This is a genomic window from Streptomyces sp. NPDC031466 (assembly GCF_055581265.1).
This window is the reverse complement of sequence record NZ_JBVIJT010000002.1, coordinates 679,668-706,410: the sequence shown is the minus strand read 5'-3', so window position 1 is coordinate 706,410 and position 26,743 is coordinate 679,668. Positions and strand designations below refer to the sequence as shown.

Annotated in this window: 25 protein-coding genes and 1 riboswitch; of the genes, 16 read left to right on the top strand and 9 right to left on the bottom strand. The window is 73.5% G+C overall.

All coding sequences use genetic code 11. The annotated features are described in order from the left end of the window. Positions 1-77: 77 nt before the first annotated feature. Both ACZ5GP_RS06040 and ACZ5GP_RS06035 read right to left on the bottom strand, forming a co-directional pair. Positions 78-1,214 carry an alpha/beta hydrolase gene (locus ACZ5GP_RS06040; protein ID WP_468749607.1) on the bottom strand — a complete coding sequence of 379 codons (1,137 nt, stop codon included), beginning with the start codon at positions 1,212-1,214 and terminating at the stop codon, positions 78-80. A 169-nt stretch (positions 1,215-1,383) separates the two neighbouring features. Then, a complete protein-coding gene (locus tag ACZ5GP_RS06035; RefSeq protein ID WP_468749606.1) occupies positions 1,384-2,112 on the bottom strand; it encodes a class II aldolase/adducin family protein in 729 nt (242 codons plus the stop codon). A 334-nt stretch (positions 2,113-2,446) separates the two neighbouring features. Between ACZ5GP_RS06035 and ACZ5GP_RS06030 the strand changes: the two genes are divergently transcribed. The 7 genes from ACZ5GP_RS06030 (at position 2,447) to ACZ5GP_RS06000 (ending at position 10,987) form a co-directional block, all read left to right on the top strand. Beyond that, entirely contained in the window at positions 2,447-3,745 is a 1,299-nt protein-coding gene (locus ACZ5GP_RS06030; RefSeq protein ID WP_468749605.1) for an inorganic phosphate transporter, read from the top strand. 12 nt (positions 3,746-3,757) lie between these two features. Continuing rightward, on the top strand, positions 3,758-3,985 hold the full coding sequence (locus tag ACZ5GP_RS06025) for a hypothetical protein (RefSeq protein WP_358589346.1): 228 nt from the start codon (positions 3,758-3,760) through the stop codon (positions 3,983-3,985). A 110-nt stretch (positions 3,986-4,095) separates the two neighbouring features. Next, positions 4,096-4,249: riboswitch (cobalamin riboswitch) on the top strand. A 107-nt stretch (positions 4,250-4,356) separates the two neighbouring features. After that, positions 4,357-5,328: a cobalamin biosynthesis protein gene (locus ACZ5GP_RS06020; RefSeq protein WP_468749604.1), complete on the top strand. Its 972-nt coding sequence runs from the start codon at positions 4,357-4,359 to the stop codon at positions 5,326-5,328. Then, a complete protein-coding gene (locus ACZ5GP_RS06015) occupies positions 5,325-6,869 on the top strand; it encodes a cobyric acid synthase (protein ID WP_468749603.1) in 1,545 nt (514 codons plus the stop codon). The genes ACZ5GP_RS06020 and ACZ5GP_RS06015 overlap by 4 nt, the downstream gene beginning before the upstream one ends. Positions 6,870-6,903: 34 nt before the next feature. Then, entirely contained in the window at positions 6,904-8,976 is a 2,073-nt protein-coding gene (locus ACZ5GP_RS06010; RefSeq protein WP_468749602.1) for a putative cobaltochelatase, read from the top strand. Then, positions 8,976-9,584 (top strand): cob(I)yrinic acid a,c-diamide adenosyltransferase, encoded by a 609-nt coding sequence (cobO, locus tag ACZ5GP_RS06005; protein ID WP_468749601.1) that lies wholly within the window; start codon positions 8,976-8,978, stop codon positions 9,582-9,584. The genes ACZ5GP_RS06010 and cobO overlap by 1 nt, the downstream gene beginning before the upstream one ends. Beyond that, positions 9,578-10,987 (top strand): cobyrinate a,c-diamide synthase, encoded by a 1,410-nt coding sequence (locus tag ACZ5GP_RS06000; RefSeq protein WP_468749600.1) that lies wholly within the window; start codon positions 9,578-9,580, stop codon positions 10,985-10,987. The genes cobO and ACZ5GP_RS06000 overlap by 7 nt, the downstream gene beginning before the upstream one ends. A 14-nt stretch (positions 10,988-11,001) precedes the next feature. Here ACZ5GP_RS06000 and ACZ5GP_RS05995 read toward each other — a convergent pair whose 3' ends face one another. Next, positions 11,002-11,733: a ZIP family metal transporter gene (locus ACZ5GP_RS05995; RefSeq protein WP_468749599.1), complete on the bottom strand. Its 732-nt coding sequence runs from the start codon at positions 11,731-11,733 to the stop codon at positions 11,002-11,004. A gap of 81 nt (positions 11,734-11,814) precedes the next feature. Between ACZ5GP_RS05995 and cobC the strand changes: the two genes are divergently transcribed. Then, positions 11,815-13,275 carry an Rv2231c family pyridoxal phosphate-dependent protein CobC gene (cobC, locus tag ACZ5GP_RS05990; protein ID WP_468749598.1) on the top strand — a complete coding sequence of 487 codons (1,461 nt, stop codon included), beginning with the start codon at positions 11,815-11,817 and terminating at the stop codon, positions 13,273-13,275. Between the two features lie 213 nt (positions 13,276-13,488). On the opposite strand, the gene ACZ5GP_RS05985 is transcribed toward cobC, so the two are convergent. Together ACZ5GP_RS05985 and ACZ5GP_RS05980 are read right to left on the bottom strand one after the other, a co-directional pair. Continuing rightward, positions 13,489-14,406 carry an SCO1860 family LAETG-anchored protein gene (locus ACZ5GP_RS05985; RefSeq protein WP_468749597.1) on the bottom strand — a complete coding sequence of 306 codons (918 nt, stop codon included), beginning with the start codon at positions 14,404-14,406 and terminating at the stop codon, positions 13,489-13,491. A 341-nt stretch (positions 14,407-14,747) separates the two neighbouring features. Further along, positions 14,748-15,842, bottom strand: coding sequence for an amidohydrolase family protein (locus ACZ5GP_RS05980; RefSeq protein ID WP_468749596.1), 1,095 nt, complete (start codon positions 15,840-15,842; stop codon positions 14,748-14,750). 133 nt (positions 15,843-15,975) lie between these two features. Here ACZ5GP_RS05980 and ACZ5GP_RS05975 point away from each other — a divergent pair, with 133 nt between their 5' ends. From ACZ5GP_RS05975 to thpD, 6 genes are all read left to right on the top strand, one after another. Further along, entirely contained in the window at positions 15,976-17,076 is a 1,101-nt protein-coding gene (locus tag ACZ5GP_RS05975; RefSeq protein WP_468749693.1) for a pyridoxal-phosphate-dependent aminotransferase family protein, read from the top strand. Positions 17,077-17,161: 85 nt separating this feature from the next. Continuing rightward, positions 17,162-17,686 carry a DinB family protein gene (locus tag ACZ5GP_RS05970; protein WP_468749595.1) on the top strand — a complete coding sequence of 175 codons (525 nt, stop codon included), beginning with the start codon at positions 17,162-17,164 and terminating at the stop codon, positions 17,684-17,686. A gap of 353 nt (positions 17,687-18,039) precedes the next feature. Further along, complete coding sequence (ectA, locus tag ACZ5GP_RS05965) at positions 18,040-18,591, top strand: diaminobutyrate acetyltransferase (RefSeq protein WP_468749594.1); 552 nt, start codon at positions 18,040-18,042, stop codon at positions 18,589-18,591. 80 nt (positions 18,592-18,671) lie between these two features. Then, positions 18,672-19,943, top strand: coding sequence for a diaminobutyrate--2-oxoglutarate transaminase (ectB, locus tag ACZ5GP_RS05960; protein ID WP_468749593.1), 1,272 nt, complete (start codon positions 18,672-18,674; stop codon positions 19,941-19,943). Between the two features lie 53 nt (positions 19,944-19,996). Then, entirely contained in the window at positions 19,997-20,401 is a 405-nt protein-coding gene (locus tag ACZ5GP_RS05955; protein WP_468749592.1) for an ectoine synthase, read from the top strand. Between the two features lie 74 nt (positions 20,402-20,475). Beyond that, positions 20,476-21,375: an ectoine hydroxylase gene (gene thpD / locus ACZ5GP_RS05950; RefSeq protein WP_468749591.1), complete on the top strand. Its 900-nt coding sequence runs from the start codon at positions 20,476-20,478 to the stop codon at positions 21,373-21,375. Between the two features lie 68 nt (positions 21,376-21,443). Here the strand turns inward: thpD and ACZ5GP_RS05945 are convergent, their stop codons facing one another. Next, positions 21,444-22,505, bottom strand: a complete 1,062-nt coding sequence (locus tag ACZ5GP_RS05945; protein WP_468749590.1) for an alkene reductase — start codon at positions 22,503-22,505, stop codon at positions 21,444-21,446. A gap of 123 nt (positions 22,506-22,628) precedes the next feature. Here ACZ5GP_RS05945 and ACZ5GP_RS05940 point away from each other — a divergent pair, with 123 nt between their 5' ends. After that, a complete protein-coding gene (locus tag ACZ5GP_RS05940) occupies positions 22,629-23,177 on the top strand; it encodes a MarR family winged helix-turn-helix transcriptional regulator (protein ID WP_468749589.1) in 549 nt (182 codons plus the stop codon). Positions 23,178-23,234: 57 nt separating this feature from the next. Here the strand turns inward: ACZ5GP_RS05940 and ACZ5GP_RS05935 are convergent, their stop codons facing one another. The 3 genes from ACZ5GP_RS05935 to ACZ5GP_RS05925 all read right to left on the bottom strand — a co-directional run bounded on the left by ACZ5GP_RS05935 (position 23,235) and on the right by ACZ5GP_RS05925 (position 25,521). Beyond that, positions 23,235-24,302: an aminotransferase class V-fold PLP-dependent enzyme gene (locus tag ACZ5GP_RS05935; protein ID WP_468749588.1), complete on the bottom strand. Its 1,068-nt coding sequence runs from the start codon at positions 24,300-24,302 to the stop codon at positions 23,235-23,237. A gap of 22 nt (positions 24,303-24,324) precedes the next feature. Further along, on the bottom strand, positions 24,325-25,041 hold the full coding sequence (locus ACZ5GP_RS05930; protein WP_468749587.1) for a DsbA family oxidoreductase: 717 nt from the start codon (positions 25,039-25,041) through the stop codon (positions 24,325-24,327). Between the two features lie 102 nt (positions 25,042-25,143). Continuing rightward, complete coding sequence (locus ACZ5GP_RS05925) at positions 25,144-25,521, bottom strand: winged helix-turn-helix transcriptional regulator (RefSeq protein WP_468749586.1); 378 nt, start codon at positions 25,519-25,521, stop codon at positions 25,144-25,146. A gap of 63 nt (positions 25,522-25,584) precedes the next feature. Between ACZ5GP_RS05925 and ACZ5GP_RS05920 the strand changes: the two genes are divergently transcribed. After that, entirely contained in the window at positions 25,585-26,733 is a 1,149-nt protein-coding gene (locus ACZ5GP_RS05920) for a Gfo/Idh/MocA family protein (RefSeq protein WP_468749585.1), read from the top strand. Positions 26,734-26,743 lie beyond the last annotated feature (10 nt).

Below are 26,743 nucleotides of genomic sequence, written 5' to 3'. Positions count from 1 at the left end.
TCGGGACGCCGTGCGACAGGGATTTCGCGGCCGTGTCGGAGGAGGTGCGGACGGTCACATCAGAGGGGAGCGGACGGTCACATCAGGGGGGTGAGGAAACGGCGCAGGGCCTCTTCGTAGCCCGCCGGGTCGGCGTTCCACATGGCGCCGTGCGGGGCGCCGGGGACGACCCGCAGGGTGACCAGTTCGGGGCGCTGCCGGGCCAGTTGCCGGGAGCGGGCCCACGGGGCGATGGCGTCGTCGGGGCCGTGCAGGATCAGGGTCGGGACCCGCAGCAGGTCCGGACGCGCGGCCGCGAGGACGCGGTCGCCGCGCAGCCCCGTGCGGCCCTGTGCCGCGCGGACCGCGAGCGGCAGGAGCGGCCCCGGGGTGCGCCGGGCCGCGGCGAGGGCGCGCAGAGTGGTCTCCCAGTGGAGCACCGGGGAGTCCAGGACGAGGCCGCTGACGCGCTCGCGCAGCGCCGAGTGCGCGGCGGCGTGCAGGCACATGGTGGCGCCGGTGGACCAGCCGTGCAGGATGACGTTGCGCGCCCCGCGGCGCACCGCGTAGCGGATGGCGGCGTCCAGATCGCGCCACTCCGTCTCGCCGAGGTGGCCGAGGCCGTCCGCGGAGCGGGGGGCGCCCGGGTCGCCGCGGTAGGCGATGTCGAGCACCGGCAGTTGCAGGCGGTGCAGGAAGTCCATGACGACCATGGGGTGTTCACGGGTGGTGCCGAGGCCGTGCACGGTGATGACCCAGGTGTCGCGCAGCCCGGGCACGAACCAGGCGGGCAGGCCGCCGAGCTCGCCGGGGACGACGACCTCCTCGTGGTCGAGGCCGAGCGCCGTGCCCGGGTCGCCGAGGTGGACCTGCGGGGTGAGCCAGACCTTCGCGCCGGGCTCCAGGGTGCCGTGGGTGACGGATTCGAGGCGGCGCACGACGGTGTCCGCCTTGTGCGGGGCCCCGTCCAGGACCGGGCCCACGATCGCGTGGGTGCCGCTGCCGCTCAGGCCGTAGGTGCCGGGGCGCAGGCTGGCCAGGGCGCGGGTCAGGGAGATCTGGCCGGCGGCCGTGGCGTGCACGGTCAGGCGTGGCTCGGTCGGCAGCGGACGGCCCGCCGGGGCCTTGAGGGCGGCGTCGCTGGCGAATCTGCCCGCCGCGACCGCGGCCGCGGCTGTGCCGAGGGCTGCTGTGACTGCGGTGACGGCCGCTGCCGTCGCTTTGGCTGGGCGCACTGTCCCAGTGTCCGGGGGCAGGGGCCGTGGGGCCAGTGGGCGGGGCCCGCGGGGTGATGCGGGCGCGGAGCGTTTCCAGGGCAGCGCCCCGCCCCGTCGGCCCACGGGCCGGGAGCCGTGTGTACGCGTCGGTTCTGCCATACGTGTCTGGTGCCCCGGGATGGCGGTGTCAACGGTCGGGAAGCGGCTCGGCCGGATGCGGGCGCTCGCCGGGAGCGGAGTGTGCGGGAGCGGGCTGTCCGTAGCCGCGCAGTTTGTCGCGTGCCTCGCGCAGCTGGGCGTCGGACAGGAGGGTGGGGGCACGGCCGGGCACCGCGCTGGCCGTGAGCCACAGGCGGGACATCCACTCCAGCTGCGCGGTGCGGTCGTACGCCTGGGCCAGGGAGTCCCCGTAGGTGATGGTGCCGTGGTTGCGCAGGAGGCAGCCGGTGCGTTCGCGCAGGGCCCGGAGCATGTTCTCGGCCAGTTCGTCGGTGCCGTAGAGCGCGTAGGGGGCCACGCGGACCGGGCCGCCGAGGGCGCCCGTCATGTAGTGGACCGCCGGCAGCTCGGAGACCAGCATCGAGACGGCGGTGGCGTGCACGGCGTGGGTGTGGACCACGGCCCTCGCGTCGGTGGTGCGGTAGATCGCCAGGTGCATGGGCAGCTCGCTGGTGGGCGTGAGTTCCCCGAGGACGCGCCGCCCCGCGAGGTCGACGCCGAGCGCGTCCGCGGGCCCCAGCCGGTCGTAGGGCACGCCGCTCGGGGTGACCAGGACGGTGTCGCCGACCCGCACGGAGACGTTGCCCGAGGTGCCGACGACGAGACCGTCCGCCACCGTCCTGCGCGCCGTCTCGACCAGCTCGCCCCACGCCCGCCCGACGGCGTCCCGCTCCGCGCCCTGCCGCTGCTCAGTCATGGGGTGATCCTGCCAGCCGGGGGCGCGGCCCTGAAGGCCTCGCCGAGAGCCCGGGGCGGGTGAGATGGGTCTCGCGGAGGGGGTGGCGTGCCATTCCGCTTGGGGCGCGGAAGGGGGGTGCGCGAGGGCGCCCGGGAGGGTGGCGGAGGGCGACACTCCGGCTGGTTCAGGGGCCCCGAGCCGCCACTCCGTACGATCGCTCGCAGACGCCTGGAGGATATGGAGAGGCGGCGCTCCGCTTAGGGTCACCGCGTCGCCCGGCCCAGTTCACTTTCCGTTCACCCAGGTTGCCTACGTTTCTCATGCCACTGACGTCCAACAGAAGCCTGGGTAAATGGAACACATCACGCTTCTCCTCGGGATCGTGATCGTCACCGCTCTCGTGTTCGATTTCACGAACGGTTTCCACGACACTGCCAACGCGATGGCGACGACCATCTCGACCGGCGCTCTCAAGCCCAAGACGGCGGTGGCCATGTCCGCCGTGCTGAACCTCGTCGGAGCCTTCCTCTCCGTCGAAGTCGCCAAGACGATCTCAGGCGGCATCGTCAACGAGGACGGCCTCAAGACCGAGGTCATCTTCGCCGCGCTCGTCGGCGCGATCCTGTGGAACCTGCTGACCTGGCTGGTGGGCCTGCCCTCCAGCTCCTCCCACGCGCTCTTCGGCGGCCTCATCGGCGCCGCGGTCATGTCGATGGGCTGGTCGTCGATCAACGGCGGCACCGTCGTCACCAAGATCCTCATCCCGGCCCTCGCCGCGCCGCTCGTGGCGGGCCTCGCCGCGATGCTGGCCACCCGCCTGACCTACCGGATCGGCCGCAACACCGACACGCGGGCCACCGCCAAGGGCTACCGCGCGGGCCAGATCGCCTCCGCGGGCCTCGTCTCGCTGGCCCACGGCACGAACGACGCGCAGAAGACCATGGGCATCATCACCCTCGCCCTGGTCACCGGCGGGGTCCTGAGCCCCGGCTCGAACCCCCCGCTGTGGGTCATCGTCTCGGCCGGTGTGGCCATCGCCCTCGGCACCTACCTGGGCGGCTGGCGCATCATCCGCACCATGGGCAAGGGCCTCACCGACCTCCAGCCGCAGCAGGGCTTCGCCGCCCAGACCAGCGCCGCGACGGTCATCCTCGCCTCCTCGCACCTCGGCTTCTCGCTCTCCACCACCCAGTCCTGCTCCGGTGCCGTGATGGGCTCGGGCCTCGGCCGCAAGGGCGGCGTGGTCCGCTGGTCGACCGCGAGCCGCATGTTCATCGCCTGGGGCCTGACCCTGCCGGCCGCCGGCCTGGTGGGCGCGGGCGCCGAGTTCCTCACCCAGCAGGGCCCCTGGGGCGTCGCGGCCACCGCCGCGCTGCTCATCGCGGGCGCCACGGTGATCTGGGTGCTCTCGCGGCGCAACTCCGTGGACCACACCAACGTCACCGACGACGAGATCCGCCGCGCCGCCACCCCGGGCGCCGAGCCCGCGGGCGTCGTGACCACCGCCATCGCCGCCGTCTCCCCGCCCCCCGCGGGCACGCTGACCGCCGTCGGCGCCCCCGCCGGCGAACCGGTCAAGGCCACCATCGCGGCCCCGACCACGACCTCGACCGGCGCCATGGCGGACCCCGCCCGGCCCGCGACGGTGTAAGGACACATCAGCATGCACATCGACTGGGCAGCTCTCGGTTCGGTCTTCGGAGTCAGCCTCGCCGTGACGGTGGCTCTCGTGGGCCTGTTCACCCTCGGCGTCGTCGGCCTCTCCAAGCAGGAGACGGCCGCCGCCGCCCCGGCCGGCGGCTCCGCGGCCCTGGCCCGTACCGGCGCGTACGCCTGCTTCGCCCTGTGCGCGGCGGCCGTGGCGTACGGGATCTATCTGATCGTCGCCTGACGGCAGCGGTCCCCCGGTGGGGCGCGGGACGTGTCTTCACGTCCGGCGCCCCACCGTCGTATGTGGGGCTCCGCACACTCTCCCGCCGCAGGTCAACGGCGAGTTGACGGGCGTTCGCGGGGCGTGGTGGACTTCCGGGGCCAACTACGGCGGCAGAAGAGGAAGCCGGTGCGAATCCGGCGCGGTCCCGCCACTGTCACCGGGAGGCCGTCACGGACGCCCTCCCGGAAAGCCAGGAACTCTCGCCGCCGATCACGTCGAACCAGGGCGCGGACACCCTGAGTGAGGACATATCGCCATGCGCGGCCGCCCGTTGCCGGACCACTTCCCGAGCGTCAGCTCCCTTCTCGGCACAGCGGCCGGCTGAGCCGATGAGTGCCGACCGCGACTTCGCGTACGGCGCCGCCGCCGGCCTCCTGGGCGACCTGCTGCTCGGCGATCCCCGCCGCGGCCATCCGGTCGCCGGGTTCGGACGGGCGGCGGGCGCCGTCGAACGGCTGCTGTGGCGCGACCACCGCGGATGGGGCGCGCTGCATGCCGTGGTGTGCGCCGGGGGCGCGGCGGGTGCCGCCGCCCTCGCCGCCCGTCTCGTACGCCGCTCCCCCGCCGCGTCCGTCGCGCTGACCGCCGCCGCGACCTGGGCCGTGGTCGGCGGGACCTCGCTGGGCCGGGAGGCGCGGGCCGTCGGCGGCGCCCTCGAAGCGGGGGACATCGAGGTGGCCCGGGAGCGGCTGCCCCATCTATGCGGGCGGGACCCGCAGGCGCTGGACCGCGACGGCATCGCGCGCGCCGTGGTCGAGTCCGTCGCCGAGAACACCTCGGACGCCGTGGTCGGCGCGCTCGTGTGGGGCGCCGTCGGCGGGGTGCCGGGGCTCGTCGCCTTCCGTGCCGTGAACACCCTCGACGCGATGGTCGGGCACAAGTCGCCCCGGTACCGGCGCTACGGCTGGGCGTCGGCCCGGCTGGACGACGTCCTCGGCTGGCCGGGGGCGCGGCTCACCGCGGGGCTCGCGGCGCTGGCCGGGGGCTCGCCCTCGGGGGCGGTGCGGGCGTGGCGCGCGGACGCCGCCGAACATCCGAGCCCGAACGCCGGGCCCGTCGAGGCCTCCTTCGCGGGGGCGTTGGGCGTGCGGCTCGGCGGCACCCTCTCGTACGGGGGGCGGGTCGAGCACCGGCCCGTGTTGAACGCGGACGGGCGGGACGTGCGCGTGGCGGACATCGAGCGGGCCGTGCGGCTCTCCCGGCGGGTCAGCTGGCTGGCGCTGGGGGTCGCGGTGGCGGCCCGGCGGGTGCTGGGGTCGACGAGGTCGCCGCGAGCGGCGAAGTCAGGGAGAAGAGCATGAGCGGTGGACTGCTGGTCGCCGGGACCACATCGGACGCCGGGAAGAGCGTCGTCACCGCGGGGATCTGCCGGTGGCTCGCCCGCAAGGGTGTGTCCGTCGCGCCGTTCAAGGCGCAGAACATGTCGTTGAACTCCTTCGTCACCCGTGAGGGCGCCGAGATCGGCCGGGCGCAGGCCATGCAGGCGCAGGCCGCCCGCGTCGAGCCGAGCGCGCTGATGAACCCCGTCCTGCTCAAGCCGGGCAGCGACCGCTCCAGCCAGGTCGTGCTCATGGGCAAGCCGGTGGGCGAGATGAGCGCGCGCGGGTTCTTCGGGGGGCCCGGCGGCGCGTCCTGCGGGACACCGCGGGAGGGAGGGCGCCAGGCGCTCCTGGAGACCGTCGTGGGGTGTCTGGAGGAACTGCGGGGCACCTACGACGCCGTGATCTGCGAGGGCGCGGGCAGTCCCGCCGAGATCAATCTGCGGCGCACCGACATCGTGAACATGGGCATCGCACGCGCCGCCCGCTTCCCCGTCCTGGTGGTCGGGGACATCGACCGGGGTGGGGTGTTCGCCTCGTTCTTCGGGACGACGGCGCTGCTGAGTGCGGCCGACCAGGAGCTGGTGGCCGGGTATCTCGTCAACAAGTTCCGGGGGGACGTCTCGCTCCTGGAACCCGGCCTCGACATGCTCCTGGGCCTCACCGGCCGGCGCACCTTCGGTGTGCTGCCCTACCGGCACGGGCTCGGCATCGACGAGGAGGACGGCCTGCGGGTGTCCCTGCGGGGCGCCGTGCGGGAGTCCGCCGTGGCGCCGCCGGTCGGCGCGGACGTGCTGCGGGTCGCGGTGTGCGCGGTGCCGCTGATGTCCAACTTCACGGACGTGGACGCGCTGGCCGCCGAGCCGGGTGTCGTCGTGCGGTTCGTGGACCGGGCCGAGGAGTTGGTCGACGCCGACCTCGTGGTCGTGCCGGGCACCCGGGGGACCGTACGGGCGCTCCAGTGGCTGCGGGAGCGCGGGCTCGCGGACGCGCTGGCGCGCCGGGCCGCCGAGGGGCGGCCGGTGCTCGGGATCTGCGGCGGCTTCCAGGTCCTCGGCGAGCACATCGAGGACGACGTCGAGTCGCGGGCGGGCTCCGTGGCCGGGCTCGGGCTGTTGCCGGTGCGGGTGCGGTTCGCCCGGGAGAAGACGCTGGCCCGGCCGGTCGGCGAGGCCCTCGGCGAACCGGTCGAGGGGTACGAGATCCATCACGGGGTCGCCGAGGTCGCCGGCGGGGAGCCGTTCCTGGACGGCTGCCGGGTCGGTGAGGTGTGGGGCACGCACTGGCACGGGTCGCTGGAGAGCGACGCGTTCCGGCGCCGCTTCCTCACCGAGGTGGCGCGCGCGGCCGGGCGCCGCTTCGTGCCCGCGCCGGACATCAGCTTCGCCGCCCTGCGCGAGGAGCAGCTGGACCTGCTCGGTGACCTGATCGAAGAACACGCGGACACGGACGGGCTGTTGCGCCTGATCGAGAAGGGCGCGCCGGCCGGTCTGCCGTTCATCGCGCCGGGCGCGCCGTCATGAGCACCGCCCCGCACCACCGCACCAAGGAGGCTCTGTGAGTACCCCGTATCCGTTCACCGCTCTTGTCGGGCAGGACGACCTGCGGCTCGCGCTGTTGCTGAACGCCGTCTCGCCCGCCGTCGGCGGCGTGCTCGTGCGGGGTGAGAAGGGCACCGCCAAGTCCACCGCCGTACGCGCCCTGTCGGCGCTCCTGCCGCGGGTGCCGGTCGTCGCCGGATGCCGTTTCTCGTGCGACCCGGCGGCGCCCGACCCGAACTGCCCCGACGGCCCGCACGAGGCGGGCGGTGCCACGGCGCGGCCCGCGCGGATGGTGGAGCTGCCGGTCGGCGCTTCCGAGGACCGGCTCGTCGGCGCCCTCGACATCGAGCGGGCGCTTGCGGAGGGCGTCAAGGCCTTCGAGCCCGGACTGCTCGCCGACGCGCACCGCGGCATCCTCTACGTCGACGAGGTCAACCTCCTCCACGACCACTTGGTCGACCTCCTTCTGGACGCGGCCGCGATGGGTGCCTCGTACGTCGAGCGCGAGGGCGTGTCCGTGCGGCACGCCGCCCGCTTCCTGCTCGTCGGCACGATGAACCCCGAGGAGGGCGAGCTGCGGCCGCAGTTGCTCGACCGGTTCGGGCTCACCGTGGAGGTGGCCGCGTCCCGGGAGACCGACCAGCGCGTGGAGGTCGTGCGGCGGCGGCTCGCGTACGACGACGATCCCGAGGCCTTCGCGGGGCGTTTCGCCGCGGACGAGGCCGCGCTGCGCGAGCGGGTCGTCGCGGCGCGGGCGCTGCTGCCCCAGGTCGTCCTGGGCGACGGGGCGCTGCGGCAGATCGCGGCGACCTGCGCGGCGTTCGAGGTGGACGGGATGCGGGCGGACATCGTGATGGCGCGCACGGCGACGGCGCTGGCCGCCTGGGCCGGGCGTACGGAGGTCACGAGCGAGGACGTGCGGCAGGCCGCGCTGCTCGCGCTGCCGCACCGCAGGCGCCGCAACCCCTTCGACGCGCCGGGGCTGGACGAGGACAAGCTCGACGAGACGCTGGAGGAGGCCCGCGAGGACGGCGCTTCCGAGGAGCCCGAGCCGCCGGAGGGCGACGACGATCCCGACGGGGGCGGCCCCGACGGTGGCCCCGACGGCGGCCCGGGCGGCGGGCAGCCCCCCGCGGACGGTCCCACCGCCCCCGACCTGCCCTCCCAGCAGCAGGGGCCGGGTTCCGACGAGGCGCCGGCCCCGCAGGAGCCCGCCCCGGCGCCCGGCGCGGGTGCCGGTGAGCAGCGGGCGGTGGGCGCCGCCGAGCCGTTTCGCACGAAGACGCTGAGCGTGCCCGGCATCGGCGAGGGCGCCGCCGGGCGGCGCTCGCGGGCCCGGACCGAGCACGGGCGCACGACGGGTTCGCGGCGCCCCCGGGGCGCGCTGACCAAGCTGCACCTGGCGGCGACCGTGCAGGCCGCGGCGCCGCACCAGAAGGCGCGCGGGCGCTCCGGCCCCGGGCTGGTCGTCCGCCGTGACGATCTGCGGCAGGCGACACGGGAGGGCCGTGAGGGCAACCTCGTGCTGTTCGTCGTGGACGCCTCCGGGTCGATGGCGGCCCGGCAGCGGATGAGCGCCGTGAAGGGCGCCGTGATGTCCCTGCTGCTCGACGCCTACCAGCGGCGCGACAAGGTGGGGCTGGTGACGTTCCGGGGCAAGGACGCCGAGGTGGCGCTGCCCCCGACGTCGTCGGTGGACGCGGCCGCGGCCCGGCTCGAATCGCTGCCGACCGGCGGGCGCACCCCGCTGGCCGCGGGCCTGCTGAAGGCGCACGACGTCCTGCGCGTCGAGCGGCTGCGGGACGCGGCGCGGCGGCCGCTGGTGGTCGTGGTGACGGACGGGCGCGCCACGGGCGGGGTGGAGCCGGTGGCCCGGGCGGGGCGCGCGGCGCGGCTGTTCGCGGCCGAGGGCGTCGCCTCGGTGGTCGTGGACTGCGAGTCGGGTTACGTACGGCTGGGTCTGGCCGGGCAGTTGGCGGGCGAGCTCGGCGGGACGGCCGTGACGCTGGACGAGCTGCGGGCGGATTCGATCGCCGGTCTCGTCAAGAACGTACAGGGAATGAACTCGACCACGAGGAGGGCCGCCTGATGCCGCAGGGACAGCCGAGTGTCGTACCGGACGACGGGCTCACGACACGCCAGCGCCGCAACCGCCCGCTCGTCTTCGTCCACACGGGCGTCGGCAAGGGCAAGTCGACCGCCGCGTTCGGGCTCGCGCTGCGGGCCTGGAACCAGGGCTGGCCGATCGGGGTGTTCCAGTTCGTGAAGTCGGCGAAGTGGAAGGTCGGCGAGGAGAACGCGCTGAAGGTGCTCGGCGCCTCCGGCGAGGGCGGCACGGTCGCCTGGCACAAGATGGGCGAGGGCTGGTCGTGGATCCAGCGCGCTCCCGCCGAGGGCGAGTTGACCAACGAGGACAAGGCCCGCGAGGGCTGGGAGCAGGTCAAGCGCGACCTCGCCGAGGAGACGTACAAGCTGTACGTCCTGGACGAGTTCGCCTATCCGATGCACTGGGGCTGGATCGACACGGACGAGGTGGTCGAGGTCCTGCGCGAGCGCCCCGGCACCCAGCACGTGGTCATCACCGGCCGCAACGCGCCGCAGAAGCTGGTCGACTTCGCGGATCTCGTCACCGACATGTCCAAGGTCAAGCACCCGATGGACACCGGCCAGAAGGGCCAGAGGGGCATCGAGTGGTAGCTCGCCTCGTCATCGCGGCGCCGTCGTCGGGCAGCGGCAAGACGACCGTCGCGACGGGCCTGATGGCCGCCTTCGCGGCGGCCGGGCTCGCCGTGTCCCCGCACAAGGTCGGGCCCGACTACATCGACCCCGGCTATCACGCGCTGGCGACCGGCCGCCCCGGCCGCAACCTCGACGCGTACCTGTGCGGGCCCGACCTGATCGCACCGCTGTTCGCGCACGGGTCCGCCGGGTGCGATCTCGCCGTGATCGAAGGCGTGATGGGGATGTACGACGGGGCCGCGGGCCAGGGGGAGCTGGCGTCGACGGCGCATGTCGCCAAGCTGCTGCGGGCGCCGGTGGTGCTGGTCGTGGACGCGTCCTCGCAGTCCCGGTCGGTGGCGGCGCTGGTGCACGGCTTCGCCTCGTGGGACCCGGGGGTGCGGGTGGCGGGCGTCATCCTGAACAAGGTCGGCTCGGACCGGCACGAGCTGCTGTTGCGGGAGGCGCTGGAGGAGTCCGGGGTGCCGGTGCTCGGCGCGTTGCGCCGTGCGCCGCAGGTCGACACGCCGTCGCGGCACCTGGGGCTCGTGCCGGTGGCCGAGCGACACGCCGACGCGGTGGCCTCGGTGGCGGCGCTCGCCGCGCAGGTGCGGGCGGGGTGCGACCTGGACGCCCTCCTCGCCCTGGCGCGCGATGCGGCTCCCCTGTCCGGGGATGCGTGGGACCCCGCGGCGGGGCTCGGGCCGGCACCGGCTTCGCCGGGTGCGTCCGCGCACCCTCCCGGCCCCGGGCCCACGACGGGCCGGGGGGCGCCCGCACGACGGCCCGTGGTGGCCGTCGCCGGTGGGGCCGCCTTCACCTTCTCCTACGCCGAGCACGCGGAGCTGCTCGCCGCCGCCGGGGCCGAGGTCGTCACCTTCGACCCGCTCCGGGACGAGCGGCTGCCGGACGGGACCGCCGGGCTGGTCATCGGGGGCGGCTTCCCCGAGGTGTACGCGCCCGAGCTGTCCGCCAACGAGCCGCTGCGCGAGGCGGTGGCGGAGCTGGCGCGTTCCGGGGCGCCGGTGGCCGCCGAGTGCGCGGGGCTGCTGTACCTGGCCCGCGAGCTGGACGGGAAGCCGATGTGCGGGGTGCTCGACGCCGGGGCGCGGATGTCGGGGCGGTTGACGCTCGGGTACCGGGACGCCGTGGCCGTGTCGGACAGCGTGCTCGCGGCGGCGGGGACGCGGACGCGGGGTCACGAATTCCACCGCACCGTCGTGGAGCCCGGCGCGGGGGCGGCGCCCGCCTGGGGCCTGCACGCGCCCGAGCGGCGCGTCGAGGGCTTCGTGCAGGCGAACGTGCACGCCAGCTACCTGCACACGCACTGGGCCGCGCGGCCGGACGTCGCACGCCGCTTCGTCGACAGATGTACGCCGTGAACGCGCGCCGCCGCTCACTCGGCGACGCCCACCACCAGCCAGATGAACGCGGCGCCCGCCACCGTGCACAGCAGGGTCGAGCGGGCCGGGTGGTCGTGGTGCGCCTCGGGCAGGATCTCGGCCGCCGCGAGGTAGAGCAGCGCGCCGCCGAAGAAGCCGAGATATCCGCCGAGCGGTTCTTCCGGGATGGTGATCAGCAGCGTCGAGGCGGCACCGGCCACCGGGGCCAGCGCGTCCGCGAACAGCATCGCGAGGGCCTTGCGGCGGGCGTTCCCGTACAGACTGGTGATCGTGTACGTGTTGAAGCCGTCCGCGAAGTCATGGGCGATGACGGCGAGCGCCACGGCCGCCCCCATGCCGCCGCCCACCTGGAAGGCGGCGCCGATCGCGACGCCGTCCATGACGCTGTGGCCGACCATCGCGGCGGCCGCCGTGAGCCCCACCTGCGGGACCCGGCCGTTCGCGGCCTCGCCCGCGCCGTGCGCGGCCTGGCGGCCCGCGAGGAGGCGTTCCACGAGGTGGGCGACGAGGAAGCCGGCCACGAACAGCAGCAGCGCCGCCGGTACGCCGAACACCGGCCGCCCGGCGGCGTCCAGCGCCTCCGGCAGCAGGTCCAGGCCGACGACGCCGAGCATCAGGCCGCCGGCGAGCCCGAGGACGAGATGGCGCCGGTCGGTGACCCGCTGGGCCGTCCAGCCGCCCACCAGGGTCATGAGGAAGGCGCCGAGCGCCACGAACACCGCCATGGCCCCTTGCTAGCGGATCGTCGCCCTCCCGCGCGCATCCCGCACCCCGTGTCCCCCCTCCTCGTATGAAAGGACCCCTCCATGGCTGACGTCCAGGTACTGGTCGTGGGCGTCGGCGCCTGCGAGGGCGCCTCCCTCGACGAGGTGCTCGGGCTCGTCCGGGACGCGGTCGCCGAGGCCGGCTTCGACGAGGGGGCGGTCGCCGAGCTGGCGACCGTCGACGTGAAGGCGCGGGAGCCGGGCATCGTCGGGGCGGCGGCCCGTCTCGGGGTGCCGCTCGTGGCGTACCCGGCGCGGGAACTGGCGGACGTGCGGGTGCCGAACCCCACCGACCGGTCCCGCGCGGCCGTGGGGACGCCGTCCGTCGCGGAGGCGGCGGCGCTGCGCGGCGGCGGTGAACTGCTCGTCCCCAAGCGGAAGTCGGCGCCGGCCGGCCGGCCGGCGATGGCCACGTGCGCGGTCGCGCGCCGCGTCGACGGCTCCGAGAGGTCCGGCCTCGGCCACGACCTGCGCCACCACGGGGACGCGGAGGTGCGGGACGACGGCGCGGACCTGACGGACCTCGCGGTGAACGTACGGGCCGACACTCCCCCGGTGTGGCTCAAGGACGTCATCGCCGCTTCCCTGGACGGCCTCGCGGCCTACCCGGACGGCCGGCGGGCGCGGGAGGCGGTGGCGGCACGGCACGGTGTGCCGCCCGACCGGGTGCTGCTCACCTCGGGGGCCGCGGAGGCCTTCGTCCTGCTCGCCCGCGCCCTGAAGGTGCGGCGGCCCGTCGTCGTGCATCCGCAGTTCACCGAGCCCGAGGCGGCGTTGCGGGACGCCGGGCACGAGGTCGGGCGGGTGCTGCTGCGGGAGGCGGACGGCTTCCGGCTCACCGGGTCGACGGCGATCCCCGAAGAGGCCGACCTCGTCGTCATCGGCAACCCCACGAATCCGACGTCCGTGCTGCACCCGGCGGCGTCGGTCGCCGCGCTGGCGCGCCCCGGGCGGATCCTGGTCGTGGACGAGGCGTTCATGGACGCCGTGCCGGGCGAGCGGGAGGCGCTGGCCGGCCGCACGGACGTGCCCGGCCTCGTGGTGCTGCGCAGCCTCACCAAGACGTGGGGCCTCGCCGGGCTGCGCATCGGTTACGTCCTCGCCGCCCCCGACGTGATCTCCGCGCTGGAGCAGGCGCAACCGCTGTGGCCCGTGTCCACGCCGGCGCTGGTGGCCGCGGGGGCCTGCGTGGGGCCGCGGGCGCTGGCGGAGGCCGGTCACGCGGCGTACCGCGTCGCCGCGGACCGGGCCCATCTCCTCGCCGGGCTGGCCGAGTTGACCTCCTTCGGGGTGCGGGTGGTGGGGCCCGCGGAGGGGCCCTTCGTCCTGGTGCGGGTGCCCGGGGCCGCGTGGGTGCGGGAGCGGTTGCGGGGGCGGGGGTTCGCGGTGCGGCGGGGCGACACGTTTCCTGGCCTGGGGCCTGAGTGGTTGCGGGTCGCGGTCCGGGATCGGGGGACCTCGGACCGCTTCCTCGCCGTGCTGCGGGAGGTGCTTTTTCCCTAGGCCGGGTCGCCGGGTCGGGCCGTTGGCCTAGGGGGGGGTGGACTGCGCCGCCGCTGCGCGGCGGGGTTTCCCGCCCACCCACCCGATTACCCCGCGTGGGGCCGTTGGCGTAGGGCCTGGGCTGTGCCGCCGCTGCGTGGCGGATGTTTCCCGCCCCACCCACCCGATTACCCCGCATGGGGTCGTTGGCGTAGGGGCCTGGTGTGAGTGGCGTCAGTTCCGGCCGCGGCGGGTCAGCGCCAGGCCGCCGGCGCCCGTGAGGACGAGGAGCACCGCGCCGCCCGCCACGTACGGCGTGGCCGAGCTGCCGCCGGTCTCGGCGAGGTTCGCCTCGGGGGCCTTCGGCGCGGCCGGCTTCGCCGGTTCGCCCTGCGGCTTCGTGCCGCCCGGCCGGCGCGCCGGTTCCGGCGCCTCGCAGCCGGCCCCGGCCAGTTTCACCGTTCCCTCGACCTCGGCGACGTTCAGCTTCAGCGGGTTCACCGACACCTTGAGCTCCAGTGCGGACGCCGCCGCCGTACGCGACGTCGTGTGCGTCTTCGACAGGTCGAGCCGCACCTCCCCGACCCCGGGGACCTTGACCTCGGTGGCCTGTCCGGCGGTCAACGTGACCTTTTTGCCGAGCACGCTCACCCCGCCCAGCAGGTTCGCCTCGGCGACGGGCCGCTTGCCCGTCTCGCAGACGGCCTTGGCGGTGACCTGTTCGACCTCGATGAGGGAGAGCAGCGGCAGTCCCGGCACGTGCATCTTGGCCCGCACGATGCTGCTGCGGCCCTCGGCCCGGTCGCCCTCGACGGTGGCCTTGGCCGTGGCGACGTCCGCGCGCAGCACGTTGAACGGCCGTCCGCCGTCGATGCCGTCCAGGCGGGCGGTGAGCGCCGTCTTGTCGGCGGAGGCGGGAGCCTGCACTTCGTTGAGGGAGACCCGGAGCGGGACGTGCACGGTCTTGTCGAGCAAGGAGACGTCGAGCCCGGTCCGCAGGACGACGGCGTCGGCGCGGCCGCCGCGGTCGCCGTCGGTCGCCTGCGCGGCCCCGGCGCCCGCGAGCGCCGCGGGACCGGCGGCGAGGGCGGTGGCGGTGGCCACGACGGCGAGACGGCGGCGGGCGAGCATGCGGAAGGTGTTGCTGTTCAAGGTGGTGGAACCCCCACGGGAGACATGGGCCGTCGGCGGCGCACGCCACATGGGGACATCACGTGCGCGCCGAGGGCGTCGCCCTCCATCGACGGGGGGCGACGCGGGAATCTTTACGCACTCAGAGTGAACAGTCAGCAACGAGACGTGAGTTCACTCCAAAGGGCGGTTTCCGACCTTGCTTTCGAATCCCCCGGCACGTGCGTTCCCTGGAACCACCCGCTCCTCACCCGCTTCGGGCACCGGCCACCCCACACCCCCGAATCAGCCGACAACAAACGAGGGACACAGCTCCCACGTAACGCCCGGTCAACCCGCCGCCTCGGCCGAGGGGTCCCCGGCTAACCGACCACCCTGCCGTTCAGGACCACCCGCCGCGGTGCCGCGAGGACCCGAACGTCCTGGCGGGGGTCCGACTCGTAGACCACGAGGTCGGCCGGGGCGCCCTCGGTGAGGCCGGGGCGGCCGAGCCAGGCGCGGGCGGACCAGGTCGTCGCGGAGAGTGCGGCCAGGGGCGGGATGCCGGCGCGGGTCAGTTCGGCGACCTCGGCGGCGACCAGGCCGTGCGGCAGGGAGCCGCCCGCGTCGGTGCCGGTGAAGACGGGGATGCCGGCGTCGTAGGCGGCGCGCACCGTGTCGTAGCGGCGGGCGTGCAGCCTGCGCATATGGGCCGACCAGCGGGGGAACTTCTTCTCGCCGCCGGCGGCCAGGTCGGGGAAGGTGGCGATGTTGACGAGGGTCGGCACGATCGCGACCCCGCGCTCGGCGAAGAGCGGGATGGTGTCCTCCGTCAGGCCCGTGGCGTGCTCGACGCAGTCGATGCCTGCCTCGACCAGGTCCCGCAGGGAGTCCTCGGCGAAGCAGTGGGCGGTGACGCGGGCGCCGAGCCGGTGCGCCTCGGCGATCGCCGCCCGGACCGCGTCGCGCGGCCAGCAGGCCGTCAGGTCGCCGGCCTCGCGGTCGATCCAGTCGCCGACGAGCTTGACCCAGCCGTCGCCGCGCCGGGCCTCCTGGGCGACGTACGCGACGAGGTCCTCGGGCTCGATCTCGTGGGCGTAGTTGCGGATGTAGCGGCGCGTGCGGGCGATGTGCCGGCCCGCCCGGATGATCTTCGGCAAGTCCTCGCGGTCGTCGATCCAGCGGGTGTCGGAGGGCGAGCCCGCGTCCCGCAGGAGCAGGGCGCCGATCCCGCGGTCGGTCAGCGCCTGCTTCTCGGCCGTACCGGCGTCCACGGGGCCGTGCGCGTCCAGGCCGACGTGGCAGTGCGCGTCGACCAGGCCGGGCAGCGCCCAGCCCTCGACGGTGACCGTCTCGGCGGCCGGGGCGACAGGCCGGCGATAGGTCACCCTGCCCCCGACGACCCACAGTTCGTCCCGTACGTCCTCGGGTCCGACGAGCACCCGCCCCTTCACGTGCAGCACCGCGTGATCACTCATGGCAGCAGCTTAGGAGGCACTCCGGACGGGCGGTACGGGGCGCTGGGAACGCCCCCGCACGGGCCGGTCGGTACGCTCGTACCGCAGCCCGGACGAACTCGTGAGCGAAGTGAGCAGTGACGTGAGCAGTACTGTGACGCACCCCTTTTTGGATCTGGCGCCGCTGAGCGCCCAGCACTTCGCCGCCATCGAGGCGCGGGTGGCCCGGCTGCTCGGCACCGGGCAGGACGTCGTGATCATGCAGGGTGAGGCCCTGCTGCCCCTGGAGGGGTGCATCCGGGGCGTGGCGGGGCCCGGCACGACCGCGCTGAACGTGATCACCGGCCCGTACGGGCAGACCTTCGGCGACTGGCTGCGGGACTGCGGTGCCACGGTCGTCGATCTCGCCGTGCCGTTCCACACGGCCGTCACCGCCGACCAGGTGCGCCGGGCCCTCGCCGAGCATCCGGAGATCGACTTCGTGTCGCTGGTGCACGCCGAGGCCGCCACCGGCAACACCAACCCGGTCGCGGAGATCGGTGAGGTCGTGCGCGCGCACGGCGCCCTGTTCATGCTGGACGCGGTCGCCTCGGTGGCCGCCGAGCCGCTGCTGCCCGACGCGTGGGGCGTGGACCTGTGCGTGATCGGCGCGCAGAAGGCGATGGGCGGCCCCGCGGGTGTCTCCGCGGTGTCGGTGAGCGAGCGGGCCTGGCAGCGCATCGCCGCCAACCCGCGGGCGCCCCGCCGCTCCTACCTCTCCCTCCTGGACTGGAAGGAGCGCTGGATCGACGCCGGCCGCAAGGCCCTGCTGCACGCTCCCGCGCAGCTGGAGATGTTGGCCCTTGAGGCCTGCGTGGAGCGCGTCGAGACCGAGGGCCTGGCCGCCGTGACGGCGCGGCACGCCACCGCTGCCGCCGCCACCCGCGCGGGCGCGCTCGCGCTCGGCGGGGGCCTCGCGCCCTATGTGCGCGAGGCCGTGGACGCGGCGCCGGTCGCCACCACCTTGCGGGCCCCCGCGGGCACCGACGCCTCGGAGCTGGTCGCCAAGGCGCTGGCCGCCGACCCGGTGCTGCCGCTGGTCGCCGGGGGCGGTGCGCTGGCCAAGGAGATGATCCGGGTCAACCACTACGGGCCGGACGCGACGCGCGGTGTCGTGCACGCCTGTCTGGCGGCCCTGGGCGCCGCGATGGGCGAGGCCGGTCTCACGGTCGATCTGGAGGCGGCCCGGCGCGCGGTGACCGACGCCTGGCGCTGAGCGGCCCCCGGCCGTCCGGATCGCCGCCGGGAGTCCCGCGGGCGGCTCTTCCCCCGCGGGGCCTTCGCGTGGCAGCGTGCGGGGCATGACCACGCTTCCGGACGGCCGCCGCATCCCGCCCCCGACCGCCGACGAGCCCGCCATGCTGACCAGTTGGCTCGACATGCACCGCGCGACGCTCGCCCTGAAGTGCGCGGGCCTCGACGACGAGCAGACGCTGCGTACGCCGGTCGAGCCGTCCACGCTCTCGCTGTTCGGCCTGGTGCAGCACCTGGCCGAGGTCGAACGGAACTGGATCCAGCGGGTGTTCGCCCGGCGCGACGCGCCGTCGCTCCACCGGGACCGCACCGGCTTCACCCCGGACCGGTCCCGGACGTTCGCCGAGGTGCTCGCGGTGTGGGAGGGCGAGGTCGCCGTGAACCGCGAGATCTGCGCGGGGCGTTCGCTGGACGACACGGGGCGGCTCGGGCCCGAGGAGGCGGCCGTCATGGGCGGCGAGGAGGCGGTCAGTCTCCGCTGGATCCTGGTCCACCTCATCGAGGAGTACGCGCGGCACAACGGCCATGCGGATCTCTTGCGGGAACGCATCGACGGCGTGACGGGAACTTGAATCGGGCGTTCCCGCAAAGCTCTCACCGAGCATCGTCCTGCAATTCCCCCGCGCATTCTCACGAATTCTTTATCAGCACAGCTTGCAGTCTTCTTCTGCCCGATTTCCCCGACCCTAAACACTAAGGTTTCGTCAGGGCCGAACGGCGTGATTCGGGCGCATCGCGATGAGGTTTCCTCCGTGTGACACACTCCACATCGCGCCCTTTTTATCCCTATACGTCCGTGCCAAATCGGGCCAAACCGCAAACTTCTCATGCGTGCACACACCTACGCGCGATAACACATGGGAAGCTCTCACGTAACCCCTCACCCCGATGCAATTCAAGAAATTGCTCGGTAAATTCACTTCGCATGACCGCTGCACAAGCCGATCTACCGACCGACCTGCGAGCGAAATTCCTGGAAATGCCGGAGGGGCTGCGACTCGACACCCCCGCTGTCGCCGACGGCGCCGCCATCTGGCGGATCGCCCGCGACTCCAAGGTGCTGGACCTCAACTCTTCGTACAGCTACCTGCTGTGGTGCCGCGACTTCGCGGCGACCTCGGTGGTGGCCCGGGGCGCCGACGGCGAGCCGGCCGGTTTCGTCACCGGCTACATCCGGCCCGAGCGCCCGGACACCCTGCTGGTCTGGCAGGTGGCCGTCGACCACGAGCAGCGCGGCCGCGGCCTCGCCGGGGCCCTGCTCGACGGGCTGACCGCGAAGGTCGCCGCCGAACGCCCGCTGACCACGATCGAGACGACCATCACGCCGGACAACACGGCGTCCGAGCGGCTCTTCCTCTCCTACGCGCGACGACACGGCGCGTCGGTCGAGCGGAAGATCCTCTTCGACGCGGGTCTTTTCCCTGATGACGGGCACGAGTCAGAGGTGCTCTACCGCATCGGCCCGATCGGCCACTGAGCCTCGGCGCCCTCGCTCGCCTCCCCCCGCACGTCCATACCCCCCACTCCCACGACTTTCCATCTCCCAGGAGATCCGCTGTGACCATCACCCAGCCCGACCTGAGCGTCTTCGAGACCCTGGAGTCGGAGGTGCGCAGCTACTGCCGCGGTTGGCCCACGGTTTTCGACCGCGCGCAGGGCAGCCGCATGTACGACGAGGACGGCCATGAGTACCTCGACTTCTTCGCCGGGGCCGGCTCGCTCAACTACGGCCACAACAACCCGGTGCTCAAACGCGCGCTGATCGACTACCTGGAGCGCGACGGCGTCGTGCACGGCCTCGACATGTCGACGAGCGCGAAGCGCAACTTCCTGGAGTCGTTCCAGAACATCATCCTGCGCCCCCGCGACCTGCCGTACAAGGTCATGTTCCCGGGCCCGACGGGCACCAACGCCGTGGAGTCGGCGCTGAAGCTGGCGCGCAAGGTCAAGGGCCGCGAGTCGATCGTGTCGTTCACGAACGCCTTCCACGGCATGTCGCTCGGTTCGCTCGCGGTGACCGGCAACGCCTTCAAGCGGGCGGGCGCCGGTATACCGCTGGTGCACGGCACGCCGATGCCGTTCGACAACTACCTCGACGGTCAGACCCCCGACTTCATCTGGTTCGAGCGGCTCCTCCAGGACCAGGGCTCGGGCCTCAACCAGCCCGCCGCCGTCATCGTGGAGACGGTGCAGGGCGAGGGCGGCATCAACGTCGCCCGCGCCGAGTGGCTGCGCAAGCTCGCCGACGTGTGCGAGCGCTGGGACATGCTCCTGATCGTCGACGACATCCAGATGGGCTGCGGCCGCACCGGCGCCTTCTTCTCCTTCGAGGAGGCGGGCATCACGCCGGACATCGTGACGGTGTCGAAGTCCATCAGCGGCTACGGCATGCCGATGTCGCTGTGCCTGTTCAAGCCGGAGCTGGACGTCTGGGAGCCGGGCGAGCACAACGGCACGTTCCGCGGCAACAACCCGGCGTTCGTCACGGCCGCCGCCGCCCTCGAGGCGTACTGGACCGACGGTTCGGCCATGGAGAAGCAGACCCGCGCCCGCGGTGAGCAGGTCGAGCAGGCGCTGGCCGCCATCGTCGAGGAGAACCGGACCGAGATCAAGGAGTTCCGCGGCCGCGGCCTGGTCTGGGGCATCGAGTTCCTGGACAAGGACCGTGCGAGCGCCGTGGCGAAGCGGGCCTTCGAACTGGGCCTGCTCATCGAGACCTCCGGCCCCGAGGGCGAGGTCGTCAAGCTCCTCCCGGCGCTGACGATCACCCCCGACGAGCTGGACGAGGGGCTGCGCACGCTGGCCCGGGCGGTACGCGAGACCGCCTGAGCGAGCGAGAGTCCGAGCCCCGCACGACGTAAGAGAAAAGGAAACACCACACCGTGATCGTCCGTTCGTTCAAGGACATTGAAGGCACCGACCGGCATGTGAAGGCCAAGTCGGGTACCTGGGAGAGCAAGCGCATCGTCCTCGCCAAGGAGCGTGTCGGGTTCTCCCTGCACGAGACCATCCTGTACGCGGGCACGGAGACGTCGATGTGGTACGCCAACCACATCGAGGCCGTCGTCTGCACCAAGGGCGAGGCCGAGCTGACCGACGACACGACCGGCGAGAAGTACACGATCACGCCCGGCACGATGTACCTGCTCGACGGGCACGAGAAGCACACCATGCGGATCAAGGAGGACTTCCACTGCCTGTGTGTCTTCAACCCGCCCGTCACCGGCCGTGAGGACCACGACGAGAACGGCGTGTACCCGCTGCTGACGGAGGACGACAAGGGCTGAGCGCCGCGCGCCGGTCGGCCGAGGTCGGCCGACATCCCGCACAGGGCCGTACGAGAGGAGAGGCAGGCAACACCATGACCACCGCACCCGAACGCACCATTGACCTGTACCCGACCCGAGGCGCCGAAGAGGTGCTCATCGAACGCAAGGACCCGGTGGTGTGGTCCGAGCCGGGTGCGCGGGGGCCGATCGCGGCCGGGGATCTCGCGGGGTTCGAGCGGGACGGTTTCCTGGCCATCGACCAGCTGATCACCCCGGACGAGGTGGCCACGTACCACGCCGAGTTGGAACGGCTCATGAACGATCCCGCGATGCGCGCGGACGAGCGTTCCATCGTCGAGCCGCGCTCGCAGGAGATCCGCTCGATCTTCGAGGTGCACAAGATCAGCGAGCTGTTCGGCAAGCTGGCGGCCGACCCGCGCGTGGTGGGCCGGGCCCGGCAGATCCTCGGCTCCGACGTGTACGTCCACCAGTCGCGGATCAACGTGAAGCCGGGTTTCGGGGCCTCCGGGTTCTACTGGCACTCGGACTTCGAGACCTGGCACGCGGAGGACGGTCTGCCGAACATGCGCACCGTCTCGGTGTCGATCGCGCTGACGAAGAACCACGACACCAACGGCGGTCTCATGATCATGCCGGGGTCGCACAAGACGTTCCTCGGCTGCGCGGGCGCCACGCCGAAGGACAACTACAAGCGCTCGCTCCAGATGCAGGACGCGGGCATCCCGTCGAACGAGACGCTGACGCACCTCGCGTCCGAGCACGGCATCCGCCTCTTCACCGGTGAGGCCGGCTCGGCCACCTGGTTCGACTGCAACGCCATGCACGGTTCCGGCGACAACATCACGCCCTACCCGCGGTCGAACGTCTTCATCGTCTTCAACAGCGTGGAGAACACCGCCGTCGAGCCGTTCGCGGCGCCGGTGCGCAGGCCCGAGTTCATCGGGGCGCGGGACTTCACCCCGGTGGGGTGACCTGACGCAGGTGGGCCGGTGGCCCGGCACCCCCCGTGGGTGCCGGGCCACCGGCCTTTTCGTCGGTGCTACAGCGCCGGGTAGTCCGTGTAGCCCTTCTCCGCGCCGCCGTAGAAGGTGGCCGGGTCGGGCGTGTTGTACGGGCCGCCGGCCTTCAGGCGGGCCGGCAGGTCGGGGTTGGCGAGGAAGAGCGCGCCGAACGCGATGATGTCCGCGGTGCCGTCCTCGACGAGGGCGAGCGCGTCCTGGCCGGTGGGGCCCTCGGTCCGCGGGTTCAGGATGAACGTCCCGCCGAAGTCCCGGCGCAGCCGGTCGGTCAGCTCGCGGATCTCGCCCGCCTCCAGGAGGTGCAGGTACGCGAGGTCCAGTGCCGCCAGCTCCTTCACCAGCGCGGTGTACGTCGGCTCCGGGTCGGGCTCGGAGATGTCGTTGAAGGGGTTGCCGGGCGAGAGGCGGATGCCGGTGCGGGCGGCGCCGATCTCCGCGCTGACCGCCTTGGCGACCTCGACGGCGAAGCGCAGGCGGTTCTCGACGGAGCCGCCCCACGCGTCGGTGCGCCGGTTGGTGTTGGGCGCGAGGAACTGGTGGATGAGGTAGCCGTTGGCGCCGTGCAGTTCCACCCCGTCGAAGCCCGCGTCGATCGCGCCCCGCGCGGCGGTGGCGAAGTCGGCGATGGTGGCGCGGATCTCGGCGTCGGTCAGCTCGCGCGGGGTGACGAAGTCCTTGGGGCCCTCGGCGGTGTAGACCTGGCCCGTGGCGGTGACCGCGGAGGGCGCGACGTTGACCACGCCCTCGGGGAGCAGGACCGGGTGGCCGATGCGGCCGACGTGCATGAGCTGGGCGAAGATCGTGCCGCCCGCCGCGTGGACGGCGTCGGTGACCTTGCGCCAGCCGGCGATCTGCTCGGCGCTGTGCAGGCCCGGTGTATCGGGATATCCCTGGCCGACCACAGAAGGCTGCACGCCCTCGGTGATGATCAGACCGGCGGAGGCGCGCTGGGCGTAGTACTCGACGGTCAGATCCGTGACCACACCGCCCTGACCTGCGCGGCTTCGGGTCATGGGGGCCATGGCGATGCGGTTGGCGAGCGGGGTGCCGGACAGGTCGATCGGGTCGAACGCGGTGGTCATCAGAACTCCCGGACAAGGTTTATGTGGTCGACCAAGTAACGTGCCGGACCACACTGTAACTCATTCCTTGGCCGACCAAGGTAAACTTTTCGGAAGACGTCCGATGACCCGCAGGAGCACGTGATGAAGGCCGACCCCGCACCGACCGAAACGGCCGACCCCGCCTGTCCCCCGGGGCTCCCCCAGGTGGCCGCGGCGGGCCCCGTCAGTCACGCGCTCAGCCGGGTGGCGCGGCTGCACCGCATCGCCGCGGGCAAGGTCCTGAAGGGGGTCGGCCTCTACCCGGGCCAGGAGTTCGTGATGATGCACCTGTGGGACGCCGGCCCGGTGCGGCAGTCCGAGCTGATCAAGGCCGTCGACCTCGACCCGTCGACGGTCACCAAGATGCTCCAGCGCCTGGAGCAGTCGGGGCACGTGCGCCGGCGCCCCGACCCGGCCGACCGCCGGGCGGTGCTCGTCGAGGCCAGCGACGCGAGCTGCGGGCTGCTCGCGCAGGTGGAGCGGGCCTGGGGCGAGCTGGAGGGGCACACGCTCGACGGCCTGGACGAGGCCGAGCGCGGAGAGCTGCTGCGGCTGCTCACCCGCGTGGAGACGAACCTCTGCACGGAGACGGCGGACTGCCCCGAGCGCCGGGCGGAGGAGGCGCCGCGGGAGCGGGCGTCGCGACGCTGAGCCGGCGCCCGGCGGGGCCCTTTCAGCCGGCCGCACGGGCCGTCGGCCGGGTGGCCCTCAGTTCGACAGCACGTCGAGGAGCCGGTCCACGTCCGCCTCGGTGTTGTAGAGGTGGAAGGTGGCGCGCAGGTGGCCGGCCCGTGCGGAGGCGATGATGCCCGCGCGGGCCAGTTCCGGCTCGCGGTCGGCGAGTCCGGGGACCGAGACGATCGCCGCGGTGCCCGGCACCGGGGTGTGGCCCAGTTCCGCGAGCCCCGCGCGGTAGTGCTCGGCGAGTGCCACGTCGTGCGCGTGGATCGCCTCGACGCCCACCTCCTCGACGAGCGAGAGCGCCGCCGCCGCCCCGTGGTAGGCGAGGAAGGCGGGCGGCTCGTCGAACCTGCGGGCGTCCGGGGCCACTTCACCGATCGGGCCGTACGTCGACTCCCAGCCGTCGGCCGCCGCGAGCCAGCCGCCGTGCAGCGGCACCAGGGACTCCTGCGCCGCCTCGCCCACCGTGAGGAAGGACGTGCCGCGCGGGCAGAGCAGCCACTTGAAGGCGCCGGTGACGGTGTAGTCGTACGCGCCCGCGTCGAACGGCAGCCAGCCCACCGACTGGGTGGCGTCGGCGAGGGTGCGCGCGCCATGGGCGGCGGCCGCCTCGCGTATCGCGGCGCAGTCCGCCGTCCTGCCGTCGGCGGACTGGACGGTGGAGAACGCCACCAGCGCGGTCCGGGGGCCGACCGCGTCGGCGAGTTCCTCCAGCGGCGCGAACCGCGGTTCGAGATCGCCCCGGAGCACGAAGGGGTTGATCAGGGACGAGAAGTCCCCCTCGGGGAAGAGCACTTCGGCGCCCGCCGGGACGGACGCGGCGATCAATCCGACGTGCACGGCCACCGAACCGCCCGTCGCCACCCGCGAGGGGTCCACGCCCACCAGGCGCGCGAAGGACCGGCGTGCGGCGTCGACCTCGCCGAAGTCGCCCGAGCCGACGCGCCCGCCGGAGGCGATCTCCGCCGTCAGGGCCCGGACGGCCTCGGCGGCGCGGCGCGGCAGCAGGCCGTAGCTCGCGGTGTTGAGGTAGGTCGTCGTCGGAGCGAACTCCCCCGCGTGGCCGGTGCCGTCGCTGATCCCCATGAGTGTCATGAAGATCAACCTACGTGAGCGTTCACCCCTGCGGAACCGCGCATCCGTCCGGCCCGCACGCCTCTCCGCCGTCGCTGTCCGCGAGCGTGGTCAGCGGCGAGCGGTTGCCCCACGCCTGCTCCAGGGCCTGCGCGAAGACCTCGGCGGGCTGGGCCCCGGAGATGCCGTAGGCGCGGTCGAGGACGAAGAACGGCACGCCGGTCGCGCCCAGTTCGGCGGCCTCGCGCTCGTCGGCGCGGACGTCGTCGGCGTACTTCGCGGGATCGGCGAGCACGGCCCGCACCTCGTCGGCGTCCAGGCCGGCCTCGACGGCGGCCGCCACGACGCGCTCGTCGTCCTCGAAGACGGACCGCTCCTCGGCGAAGTTCGCGCGGTAGAGCAGGCCGATCAGCTCGTCCTGCCTGCCGTGCTCCTTGGCGAGGTGCAGGACGCGGTGCATGTCGAAGGTGCTGCCGTGGTCGCGGCCCTCGCTGCGGTACTCCAGGCCTTCCGCGGCGGCGTTCTCACCGAGCCGGCGCTCGCCCTCGCGGGCCTGGTCCTCGGTCATGCCGTACTTGCGCATGAGCATCGGGATCACCGGGCCACTGTCACCCTTGGCGCGGGTGGGGTCCAGTTCGAAGGAGCGGTGCACGACCTCGACGCCGTCGCGGTGCGGGAAGGCGGCGAGGGCCTTCTCGAAGCGGGCCTTGCCCACGTAGCACCAGGGGCAGGCGATGTCGCTCCAGATCTCGACGCGCATGTGTGGCTCTTTCCGGGTCGTGCGGTACGCGACCGCGTCGGTACGGGGCGGTCGGTGCGGAGGGAGCCTCCGCTCAGAGCGTCAACGCACGGGCAAAGCGGCTCATTCCCCCGCCGTGAACTTCCCCGCGTTCGCCCTCACCCAGGTCCGCAGGTGGGCGAGCGGCTCCAGGGCGCCCCGGCCGAGGCCGGTCAGCTCGTACTCGACGCGGGGCGGGACCTCGGCGTACACGGTGCGCGTGACCAGGCCGTTCTCCTCCAGGCGGCGCAGGGTCTGGGTGAGCGCCTTGGGGCTGACGCCCTCCAGCTTGCGGCGCAGTTCGCCGAAGCGGCGCGGACCGTCCTCCAGGGCGGTGATGGCGAGCCCCGTCCACTTGTGGACGAGGAGCTCGAAGACCTCGCGGCCGGGGCAGAGCAGGCCGTAGATGTCATGGGGCCGAGCAGTTGCGCCGGGGCTCTCATCAGGGGTCTGACCAGTCATGGTTCCCCAAATATAGTTGGGTCCCTTGCGGGTGACCGGGCGGTCCGCCCTACGGTCCCGCTCATGACTGCTCCCAGTGCCTCCCCCGTCTCCCCCTCCTCGCCCGTGCGGGTCGGCCTCGTCGGCCTGTCCGCCCGCGGCGGCTGGGCGTCCCGCTCCCATCTGCCCGCACTTTCGCGCCTCAAGGGGTACGAGTTGCGCGCCCTGTCCGCGTCGAGCGAGGCGTCCGCGCGGGCCGCGGGCGAGAAGTACGGGGTGCCGCTGGCCTTCGGGTCGACCGGGGAACTCGTCCGCAGCGACGAGGTCGACCTCGTCGTGGTGAGCGTGCGGGTGCCGCTGCACCGCGAGGCGGTCCTCGCCGCGCTCGGCGCGGGCAAGGCGGTCCTCTGCGAGTGGCCGCTCGGCAACGGCTTCGCCGAGGCCGAGGAGCTGGCGGCGGCCGCGGACCGGGCCGGGGTGCGGACGTTCACCGGGCTCCAGGCCCGTTCGGCGCCGGCGGTGCGGTACGTACGGGAACTGGTCGCCGAGGGCCGGGTCGGCGAGGTCCTGTCGACGAGCCTGGTGGCCTCGGGGCGCGGGTGGGGACCCACGTTCGAGCCGAGCGGCGCCTATCTGCTGGACGAGCGGAACGGCGCCACGATGCTGACGATCCCCTTCGGGCACACCGTCGACGCGCTCACCATGGCCCTCGGGGAGTTCACCGAGGTCTCCGCGACGCTGGCGACGCGGCGTCCCGTCGTACGCGAGGCGGGCACCGGACGCACCGCCCCGATGACGGCCGCCGACCAGGTCGCGGTGTCGGGGCGGCTCGCATCGGGCGCGGTCGTCTCGGCGCACTTCCGCTCGGGTCTGTCCCGGGGCACGAACTTCCACTGGGAGATCAACGGCACGGACGGGGACCTCGTCGTCACCGGCGACTCCGGCCACCTCCAGCAGGCGGCGGTGACCGTGCGCGGCGGCCGCGGCGCCGAGCGGGGCCTCACCGAACTTCCGGTGCCCGCGCGCCACTTCGCCGTGCCGGAACTGGACGAGCTGCGCGCCGCGCCGTCGTACGAAGTGGCCTACAACGTGGGGGCGCAGTACGCCCGGATCCTCGCCGACCTGACGGAGGGCACCGCCCACGCGCCGGACTTCGCGCACGCGGTGCGGCGCCACCGCCTGCTGGACGCGATCGGGCGGGCGGCGGCCACCGGAACCCGGGTGACGGTGTGAGGCCCGGGTC